The 9,840-nt window shown below is 74.5% G+C and carries 8 protein-coding genes; 6 read left to right on the forward strand and 2 right to left on the reverse strand.

The window, feature by feature from the left end; all coding sequences use genetic code 11:
- The coding region (locus AB0J52_RS15360; protein WP_500182217.1) for a MarR family transcriptional regulator at window positions 1-427 on the reverse strand (427 nt) is incomplete at its 3' end.
- A 160-nt stretch (window positions 428-587) separates the two neighbouring features.
- Between AB0J52_RS15360 and AB0J52_RS15365 the strand changes: the two genes are divergently transcribed.
- From AB0J52_RS15365 to AB0J52_RS15380, 4 genes are all read left to right on the forward strand, one after another.
- A complete protein-coding gene (locus AB0J52_RS15365; RefSeq protein WP_500182218.1) occupies window positions 588-1,451 on the forward strand; it encodes a nitroreductase/quinone reductase family protein in 864 nt (287 codons plus the stop codon).
- A 160-nt stretch (window positions 1,452-1,611) separates the two neighbouring features.
- Window positions 1,612-1,947 (forward strand): hypothetical protein, encoded by a 336-nt coding sequence (locus tag AB0J52_RS15370; protein ID WP_500182219.1) that lies wholly within the window; start codon window positions 1,612-1,614, stop codon window positions 1,945-1,947.
- Window positions 1,948-2,289: 342 nt separating this feature from the next.
- The gene (locus AB0J52_RS15375) at window positions 2,290-2,568 is read left to right on the forward strand and encodes a hypothetical protein (RefSeq protein WP_500182220.1); all 279 of its coding nucleotides are present in this window, start codon (window positions 2,290-2,292) and stop codon (window positions 2,566-2,568) included.
- A 354-nt stretch (window positions 2,569-2,922) separates the two neighbouring features.
- A complete protein-coding gene (locus AB0J52_RS15380) occupies window positions 2,923-3,657 on the forward strand; it encodes a CHAP domain-containing protein (protein ID WP_500182221.1) in 735 nt (244 codons plus the stop codon).
- Between the two features lie 59 nt (window positions 3,658-3,716).
- Here AB0J52_RS15380 and AB0J52_RS15385 read toward each other — a convergent pair whose 3' ends face one another.
- Window positions 3,717-4,490 (reverse strand): AfsR/SARP family transcriptional regulator, encoded by a 774-nt coding sequence (locus AB0J52_RS15385; protein WP_500182222.1) that lies wholly within the window; start codon window positions 4,488-4,490, stop codon window positions 3,717-3,719.
- A gap of 207 nt (window positions 4,491-4,697) precedes the next feature.
- Between AB0J52_RS15385 and AB0J52_RS15390 the strand changes: the two genes are divergently transcribed.
- Together AB0J52_RS15390 and AB0J52_RS15395 are read left to right on the forward strand one after the other, a co-directional pair.
- Window positions 4,698-8,387 carry an nSTAND1 domain-containing NTPase gene (locus tag AB0J52_RS15390; protein ID WP_500182223.1) on the forward strand — a complete coding sequence of 1,230 codons (3,690 nt, stop codon included), beginning with the start codon at window positions 4,698-4,700 and terminating at the stop codon, window positions 8,385-8,387.
- A gap of 276 nt (window positions 8,388-8,663) precedes the next feature.
- Window positions 8,664-9,623, forward strand: a complete 960-nt coding sequence (locus tag AB0J52_RS15395; protein ID WP_500182224.1) for an MBL fold metallo-hydrolase — start codon at window positions 8,664-8,666, stop codon at window positions 9,621-9,623.
- The last annotated feature ends 217 nt before the right edge of the window (window positions 9,624-9,840 follow it).

A 9,840-nucleotide genomic window follows, 5' to 3' on the forward strand; every position in this document is an offset into this window, starting at 1 on the left:
GGGTCGCGTCCTCGTAGCGGCGGATGGTCTCGACGAAGACGCGGCGCTCGGCCGGGGTGAGGGGTTCGAGGGCCGTGCGCCAGGCGTCCGCGCCCCGGGCCAGCCAGCGGTGGATGCCGTCCACGTGCGTGGGCGCGATCGCGACGATCGTGCGGCGGCGGTCGGCGTCGTCCGCGCGGCGCTCCAGGATGCCCTGGCGGCTGAGGTCACCGACCATGAGGCTGACCGTGGTGGGGGCGACCTCCAGCCGCTCGGCCAGCGCGTTCACCGGCATCGGCCCGTCGAAGACCAGGTAGCCGAGCAGCGACAGGTGGCGCGGCGCGAGCGCGAACCCGGAGAGCGACTCCGGCGGCGGCAGCCGCTTGGTCCGGCCGATCAGGCGCGGCATGAGCAGCAGCATCGCGCGGATGCCGGTCTCGACGTCCACCCCCGCGGACACCTCACCCGCGGACTCCGCCCCTGCGGGCTCGGGCCCCGTTGACATACAGATACCTTTGCATCCAAAGTAGATTTGCTTGCAAAGCAAACACGATTCGCCGGGACCAGCCTACGCGGCGGCGGGACCCGGCCCACGCGGAGGCCACGGCATGACCCACACCGAGTTCAACCGTCCGGTCGTCGAGGAGTTCCGGGCCGCCGGCGGGGAGGTCGGCGGGTACTTCGCCGGCGTCCCGCTGCTGCTGCTCACCACCACCGGCGCGCGCACCGGCGAGCCCCGGACCTCGCCGCTCGCCTACCAGCGGGACGACCACGGGCGGCCCGTCGTCTTCGGCACGAACGCGGGCGCGGACCGCGACCCGCTCTGGTACCGGAACCTCGTCGAGAACCCGCGCGTCACCGTCGAGATCGGTACGTCCGCGTACCGGGCGGTCGCGATCCCCGCGCACGGCGAGGAGCGCGAGCGGCTGCACACCCGGATGGCCGAGACCTCCGAGGCGTACGCGGGGTACATGGAGCGGACGGACCGGACGTTCCCGGTCGTCGTCCTGCACCGCGTGGACGAGGAGCGGGGGAACGCGATCGGCGCCGAGCTCCTCCGGATCCACGAGGACCTCCGGACCGCCCTGGGCGACCTGCTCGAAGCCGCCGCCTTCGGCACCGCGCCCACGCCCGACCTGATGGCGCAGCTACGCGCGCAGTGCCTGACCGTCTGCGGCGACCTGGAGACGCACCACGGCAAGGAGGAGGGCGTCTTCCCGCGCATCGAGCGCCTCTACCCCGGGCTCGCCCCGATGCTGGACGAGCTGCGCCGCCAGCACGCCGTCCTCGCGAAGACGCGCGGCGAGCTGGAAGCGCTGTGCGCCCGGACCGACATGGACCCCGAGGAGCGGCGCGAGGAGATCGACCGGCTGGTGGAGGAGATCGACGCCCACTTCGCCGACGAGGAGCGCCGCCTGATCCCCGTCCTCGACACCGTGGACCCGGCCGTGCTGCGCGGCGGCCCGGCGTAGCGAACCGGCTCAGCGAACCGGCTCAGCGAACCGGCTCGGCGGAGCGGCTTAGCGGACGCTCCTACGGCAGGGCTCGGAAAATAGGGCTGTTGCCCGATCCCCCGTTTCCCGGGGCGGCGGACGATGGGGAATCCCTCCCCCTCCCCCGAGGAGCCCGCCTGTGAGCGTCCAGGACGTCTCGGCCCCGCCCGCCGCCGCGGTCCGGCCACCGATCTTCACCAGGGCGTTCGTGACGATGGGCTGCCTGTCGTTCGGCGGGATGGCGAGCTGCTACCTGCTGATGTCGACGATGCCGCTGTTCGCGGCGCGGCATGGCCGCGGCGGCTTCGGGGCCGGGCTGACCACGGGCGCGATGATGCTCGCGACCATCGGGCGTAATCCCACAGCAGGGCGGCCGTGGCGGTGCGAATCGCCAGGTCGTCGTCGTCCAGCAGCGCGATCAGTGTGTCGTGCTCGGCGACCAGCGCCGTCCGGCGACGTGAACGCGGCCCCCTGATCCACACCCCCGGAAGGTACAGATCGACCGGCCGATCTCCTCGGCCAGTTCGCGGGCGGCATGTGCCCGCAACCAGGCGACATCCATGGGCACTCCGGGCGGGGTCGGTTCCACGATTCCGCCCGGTTCGGCGTGGCCTTCTGCTGGACCGTAGTCGGCTCGCAGGTGGTCTGCCCGATCCGCTTCTGCGCCGCTGGTTCGGTTCGGGGAGGGGTTCCGGGGTGCGTTCGTTCAGCGGCTCTGGCGAGCGTCGAACCCGTTCCAACGCCCTTCCAACGTCGTTCCAACGCGCTGCCTCGATCGTCATCAGTACCCGAACAGGGACGAACGAGGAGGTTCGAGATGGGGAAGGGCGCACCGGCCCGGATCCTGACGAGAACGGCGGCCGGGATCCTGGGCGCCGACGTCGCGAGCGGCGTCCTGGCCGGCCCGGCGGACGCCACCACGGCCGCCCCGGCACAGGTACGGGCGGAGGGCGGCAAGGTGGTCCTCGACATCGCCTGGGAGCGCGAGCAGAAGGAGTGGTGGTGCGGCTCGCCCGCCGCGCGCATGGCTCTGAAGAGCTGGGGCCGCCAGCCCGCCACCCAGCCCCACCTGGCCGACGAGATGGTCACGAGGTGAAACACCAAGGACGTCACCTACGCCACGGTGGCCATGAACAACGCGTTGAACCGCAGCGGGTTCGGCCACCCCCACTTCAGCCGGGGCTTCCCCGCGATCACGCGGCTGGACGTCAAGAAGAGGCAGCTCATGCGGGACATGGTGACGGCCGTCGGCGTCAAGCGGCGCGCGATGGTGCTGAACCTCAAGTCCACCCGCTCGTTCAAGCCGCACAGCCGACGGGATACCGGCGCGGCCCTCACCACGACGGCTCGTGCCGTCTTCTCCCGCCATCGGCTTCGACCTGCCCGAAGCAGGTGCTCTGTGCGATCCGCCCCCATCCGGCGTTGGAAGACGCCCATGAAAGGACGTCCCATGAAGCAGTCCACTTCCTCCCGCCCGCGCCGTCTGACCGGCGCGCTCACGGTCGCGGCCGCTGTTCCGGCGGCGGCGCTGGCCCTCCAGGCCACCCCCGCCACGGCCGCTCCCGCCGTCCCGCAGTCTCCGGCGCAGGACGCCTCCGCGCTCCGGCGGCCGCCCGGCCCCGACATCTACACCCTCATCACCAACCGCGCCAGGGCCGAGGCGAAGAACACCTCGCGTAACAAGGCCAACAACAAGGGCCGCTACAACTGCAACTTCTACAGCGGCTACTGGCAGACGTCCGGCAGCGGCGGTTGCTCGACCAAGGGCTGGCGCGCCAACGAGTGGTGCGCCGACTTCGTCTGGTACGTGTGGCGACAGGCTGGCGCGTTCCCCCGGCGCCCGCTGCCCAACGAGAGCGGCTACAAGACCTGGCAGAGCAAGTACGCTCCGACGTTCGCCGGGTCGTTCTACCGGGCGGGCAATGCCGAGGGCCTCTACAGGAGCAAGGGCTACTACACCGGCGGCCGGATGCCCGTCATCGGGTCCGCGGTAATGTTCGACTGGGGCGGCGGCAAGCCGGGGAGCGGCGGCTGGGGCATCGACCACGTCGGCATCGTGGTCGCCACGGACTACGCGGCCAAGAAGATCACCACGGTCGAGGGCAACTCCTCGGGGCAGGCGATCCGGACCAATACTTACAAGCTGTCCGATCGCTACATCGTGGGCTACATGCTGCCCAGGTAGCGGGCGGACGGGCGTCGGCGGGTGCGCGTCGCGGGGTCGCGCGCCCGCCGGCGGGGGGGTCAGGCCGAGAGAGTCAGGCCCGGCGCGGTGTGCGTGGTCAGCGCCGGGTCGTGGCACAGGATCGCCGCCTCCAGGGCCGTCAGCTCCGGGCCGGGGTCCAGGCCCAGTTCCTCGGCCAGCAGGTGGCGGCCTTGGCGGCACACCTCCAGGGCCTCGGCGGTCCGGCCGGTGCGGTAGAGGGCCAGCGCGAGCCGCGCGCGGGGACGCTCGCACAGGGGGGTCAGGCGTACCAGGTGCCGCAGCCTGCCGATCAGGTCGGCGTCACAGCCGAGGGCCAGTCGGGCGTCCAGGGACTCCTCGACCGCGCTCGACCGCAGTTCGCCCAGCCGCAGGGCCTCCTGGTGAACCGGCGCGAGGTGGTCCTGCTCCTCGTAGGCGGTGCCGCCGCGCCACAGTGCCAGGGCCGTTTCGAACGCCTCGGCCGCCTCGCGCGGGCGGCCCGCCGTCCAGGCGTCCCTTCCCCGGCCGACGGCGGCGGTGAACTCGGCGGCGTCCAGTTCGCCGGCGGCGACGTGCAGCACGTACCCGGCCGGGTGGGACGCCAGCCGGCCGGGGCCGAGCGCCCGCCGGAGATGGTGGACGTAGCCGCGCAGCGTCGCGGTCGCCGCGCCCGGCGGCCGCCCGGTCCACAGCACGTCGGCCAGCCGTCCCGGCGAAACCGGACGGCCCGCGTGACACAGCAGCGTCGCCAGCAGATCGCGGAGCTTGGGCGACAGCGCCACCGGCCCCTCCGGGCCCTGGACGTCCAGTGGCCCGAGCACGCGGTATCTCATCGGCTCCCCCTCGGTAGGTCGCGGGGCACTTCGGAGGCGCCCCACGACCAGGTCTAGACAGCGGCCGAGTTGTCCGAAATCGCTGGTCAGCGGGTCCGGACAAAGACGTCTCGATCTGATTCGCGCAGCTCGTCCCGGTCCCGGCGGGAAATCCCTAAGATGGCCGCCCAACGTGAACAACAGCGGTCGCCGGGGAGCAGCCAGGCCATGGGGAGACCGGAACGCCCCCTGGACCCGCACGCGGGTCCCGTCGAACGGCTGGCATGGGAGCTGCGCGGCCTGCGCGACCGCGCGGGCCGTCCCAGCTACCGGGAGCTGGCCGCGCGGGCCCACTTCTCCCGCAGCACCCTGGCGGAGGCGGCCACCGGGCTGCGCCTGCCGAGCCTGGAGGCCACCCTGGCCTACGCCACCGCCTGCGGGGGCGACGCCGCCGGGTGGGAGGCCCGATGGCGGACGGCGGCCAAGGAGCTGGAACGGTCGCGCCGCCGCTGCCCCTATCCGGGGCTCGCGCCGCTGGAGGCCGCCGACGCCGACCTGTTCTTCGGCCGGGACGACCTGGTGGAGCAGGTGCGCGCGGCGGTGGCGCGCGGGCCGTTGACGGCGGTGTTCGGGGCCTCGGGCAGCGGGAAGTCGTCGCTGCTGCGGGCGGGACTGGCACCGGCGCTGACCGCCGAGGGGGTCCCCGTCGCGGTGCTGATGCCGGGCGCGCACCCCCGCGCCCCGCTGGACGAGGCGGTCGAGAGCCTGGGTCCGGACGGCGTGCTGGTGGTGGACCAGTTCGAGGAGGCGTTCACGCTCTGCGCCGACGCCGGTGAACGGGCGGAGTTCCTGGACGCGGTGGCCGCGCTCGCCGACGGCGGCGGACCCCGCGTGGTGCTCGGGGTGCGCGGCGACTTCTACGGGCACTGCTCCCGGCACGCGGGGCTGGTGGCGGCGTTGCGGGCGGGCGCCCAGCTCCCGATCGGGCCGCTGACGGCGCGGGAGTTGCGCGCCGTCATCGTGGAGCCCGCCGCCCGGGTGGGGATGGAGGTCGAGCCCGCGCTGGTGGAGGCGGTGCTGGCCGAGGCCGAGGGGGAGCCGGGCACGCTGCCGCTGGTGGCGCACGCCCTGCGGGAGTCCTGGCGGCGGCAGCCCGGCCAGGTGCTGCGGCTGGCCGACTACCGCGCGGCGGGCGGGGTCCGGGAGGCCGTGGCGCGCACCGCCGAGGAACTGCACGGGGACCTGGACCCTCCCCAGCGGGACCTGCTGCGCGCGGTGTTCCTGCGGCTGGCCGCGCTCGGCGAGGGCACCGAGGACACCCGCCGCCGGGTGGACCGCGACGAGCTGGCGGGCCTGGCCGACCCCGGCGAGATCGACGCGCTGCTGGACCGGCTGGCCGCCGCCCGGCTGGTGGTGGTCGACCGCGGCACCGCCGAGCCCGCCCACGAGGCGCTGATCGACGCCTGGCCCCGGCTCCGGGGGTGGCTTGCCGACGACCGCGCCGCGCTGCTGCGGCACCGGCGGCTCACCTCCGCCGCCGACGACTGGCACGCCCACGACCGGGACGCCGAGTTCCTGCTGCGCGGCGGACGGCTGGCCGAGTGGGACGAGGCCGATCCCGGGCCGCTCAACGAGCGGGAACGCGCGTTCCTCGCCGCCGGTCGGGCCCGCCGCGACGCCGAGCGGGCGGCCGAGCGCCGCCGGGCGCGCCGCCGCTTCGGCGGACTGAGCCTGGTCGCCGCCGTGGTCGCCGTGCTGGCGGTCGTCGCGCTGGTCCAGGCCGATCGCAACGCCGACGCCCGCGACCGCGCCCGGTCCCGCCAGCTCGCCGCCGAGGCCCGCCGCCAGTTCGCCCTGGACCCCGCCCTGGCGTTGTCGCTGGCGGCCGAGTCGCACCGGGTGGCGCCGACCGTCGAGGCGGACACGGTGCTGCGGCAGGCGCTGGCCGACGCCCGGCACCGGCCCGCCCCCGCCACGGGCCTGACCATCGTGACCGGGATGGCCGCGGCCCCCGACCGGACGCGGATCGCGGTGTGGGGACCGGGGCGCGGCGGGGAGACGTCCGTGCGGACGTGGCGGTGGGAGAACGGCCGGCTGGTCCCGGACGGGCCAGGGCTGGAGATCCCCACGCTGGTGAACGACGCGGCGTTCGGCACGGACGGCCGGACGCTGGCGGTGGGCAGTGGCAAGGGGGCCGTCGAGGTGTGGGACGCCTCCGGCGGTCGGGGACGGATCCGGAAGCTGTGGGAGGAGGGCGGGTCGCCGGGCAAGACCGTCGTCGCGTTCGCGGGCGGCCGGGTGGCGGCGGCGCGCGGCAAGGAGGTGCGCGTGTGGGATCTGGCCGAGCCGGACCGCGCGTTCGTCCGGCTCGGCGCGGCCCGTGACGTGGACGCGGTGGCGTTGAGCCCCGACGGGCGGCAGCTGGTGTGCGGCGGCTTCGGGCTGGCCCAGCGGATGTTCACGCTGACGCGAACCGGCGCCGAGCCCCTGCGGACCGCACTCGACAGCCGTCCGACGGACCTGGCGTTCAGCCCGAGCGGCGCGTGGATGGTCTCCACCCAGGGCCGGGAGGCGCGCCTGTGGCGGACGGACCGCGAGGCCGGACGCGGGGACTGGCAGGCCGAGGCGACCTGGCGGATGGGGGTCGAGCCGTTCCGGGGCGCGGTGTTCAGCACCGACGGCGACCGCGTCGCGACCTTCGCCGACGACCACGCGGTCCGTGTCTGGGACACCGGCAGCACGCTGGACCCGCTGACGCTGCGCATCCCCTCGGGGGTCCTGCGAGCGGTCGCGTTCGCCCCCGACGGCCGCGGCCTTGCGGGCGTCACGGGCCAGGGCGCGCTGCACGTCTGGGACGTCACGGCGGGCACGGGCGAACGGTCGGCCCGGCTGGAGGCCCACGACGGGATGGCCGACCGTTCCCTCAGCGCCGACGGCGGGCGGGTCCTGGCCACCTCCGCCAAGAGCGACCGGTTCGCGGTCTGGGACGCCGGCCGGGGCGGGCGACCGATCGCCGACCGCCGCGTCCCGCCGGGCCAGGCCGACTACGCCGTGCTGAGCCCCGACGGCCGCCGCGCCGCCACGGGCGGGTTCTTCGGCGCCCCGGTCCGGCTGTGGGACCTGGCGGGCGGCCCGCCGCACGTGCTGATGGAGAGCGGCGCGCGGACGACGGCGCTGGCCTTCGGCGGCGACGGCCGGACGCTGGCGGTCAACAGCGGCGGCGCGGACGATGTGCGCGTATGGCGGGTGCCCCCGCAGGGGCCTCCCACGGAGGTGACCGGATGGCGGCGCGTCCGGGAGGGAGGCCGAGCCGACGGCGGACTGGCCGTCAGCGCCGACGGCCGGCGGCTGGCCAGCGCCCGCGGCGACGGCTCGGTGTGGCTCTGGGACCTGTCCGGCCGGGCCCGGCCCCGTGTCCTGCGCGGCGTCCGCTCCACCGTGGCCGAGCTCGCCCTCAGCCGCGACGGGCGGTGGCTGGCCGGGGCCTGCGCCGACGGGACCGTTCTGCTGTGGGACACCGCCGCCGACGGCGCGGCGGCGGCCGTCATGCGCGGCACCGGCGGCGAGGTCCTCCAGGGCCGGTCGCTGGCGTTCACCGCCGACGGGTCCTGGCTGGCGGCCACCGAGCCGTCCGGCGGCCTGCGCGTGTGGCGGGTCGGCGAGGGTTCCGCCGAGCCGCTGACGTTCGGCGGGCTCGGCGGACCGGTCGGCCCGCTGACGTTCGACGGCACCCGGCTGGTGACGGCGTTCACCGGGCAGGTGGGTTCCGACGGGGCGTCCCGGTGGCGCTGGCCGTCCCGCGTGCGCGCCTGGGAGTGTGAGGTCTGCGGCCCCGCCGACCGCCTGCCCGCCCTGGTCCGGCGTCACACGCCCCGCCCGTTCACCCCCGACGAGCGCCGCCTCTACCTGCGCCCCTAGCCAGGGCCGCCTTCCTGGACGCCGTCGGCATCGGCCGTGCGGGTGCCGCGGCAGCGGCGAGGCGGTGCGCCTCTCGGGAGGACGCCGCTCTCACCGCACTCGCGCTCCGGTTGATGCGCCTCGCCGAGAGGGAGGGCCTGGCTCGGAGCCGCATGGGTCTGGCCCCCGAAATGTGGTGCGGCTTCGGCGGGTTCGTGCGATGGTTCTTCGGACCTGGGGCGAACCGGGAGAACGGGTCGACCCGCTCGAAGCCGACGAGAGATGGCCGACCCTGACATGGCTCAGATCGAGCACCCCGCACGCCTGGAGCGAGGACATCCGTTCCGGCAGTGGAAGACCTGGCGGATCCCCGGGACGGGGCTGACGCTCACCGGGTACTCGCGCGCGAACGACAAGACGTTCTTCCACATCCCCGAGCTGCGGTGCGGCCTGGACGCCGGGCTTTGCGAGGGACGGCAGGTCGACACGGTCTTCCTGACGCACACCCACCACGACCATTCCAAGGACCTCGACTACCTGGCCGTCCATCCGTCCGGTGTGGACATCCACCTGCCCGCCGACGCCCTGCCCTATGCGGAGGCGTACATCCGCGCGAGCGCCGAGCTGAACCACGGCCCGGCGTACGATCCCGCGCTGGCGACGGGTCACCGGCTGCACAAGGCGCGGGGCGGCGACGAGTTCACCTTCGGACGCTCCGGGCACCACGTGCGGGTGGTCGAGTGCGATCACAAGGTGCCGTGCGTCGGATACGCCTTCTCCCAGAGCGCCAAGGCGCTGTCCCCGGAGTTCGACGAGCTGCGGCGACGGCTGGTGAGCGAGGGGCGGGGCAAGGAGTTCGGCCGTCTCATAGCGCGCGCACGCGAGGACGGCGAAGTGGTCGAGCGGGAGACCAGGCGGCCTCTGTTCGCCTTCCTCGGTGACACCCATGTCAGCGTCTTCGAGCGGAACCCCTGGCTGTTCGACTACCCGGTCATCATCACCGAGTGCACCTACCTGGACGACAGCCAGGCGGAACGCGCCGACCGCGTCGGGCACACCGTCTGGAGCCAGTTGCGTCCCGTGGTCGAGGCGCACCCGCGGAACCTGTTCGTCCTGACCCACTTCAGCCTGCGGCACTCGGACGCCGAGATCCTCGCGTTCTTCCAGCGGGAATGGGCGGACGCCGAGTCGCCCGCGAACATCCTCCCCTGGGTCCACCCCGCGAGCCATCTGCCCGAACAGCACCAGCACGGCTGACGGGTCGGGCTCTCGTCGCGGCGGGCCAGGGCGAGACGATGGCCTGGGACGCGAATGACCCCCGGCACGGGCAGTGCCGGGGGGCGATTCTTCGGGTCACTTGGCCTTGAGGACCTCGGGGTTGGCGCAGTGCAGCAGCGGCACGCCGTCGAGGTGGCGGGCCACGTCCTTGGCGAGGATGGTGGCGGCGTTCACGTGGCCCCGGTCGAGCGCGTCG

This window comes from Spirillospora sp. NPDC049652, assembly GCF_040675125.1.
GTDB lineage: Bacteria > Actinomycetota > Actinomycetes > Streptosporangiales > Streptosporangiaceae > Spirillospora.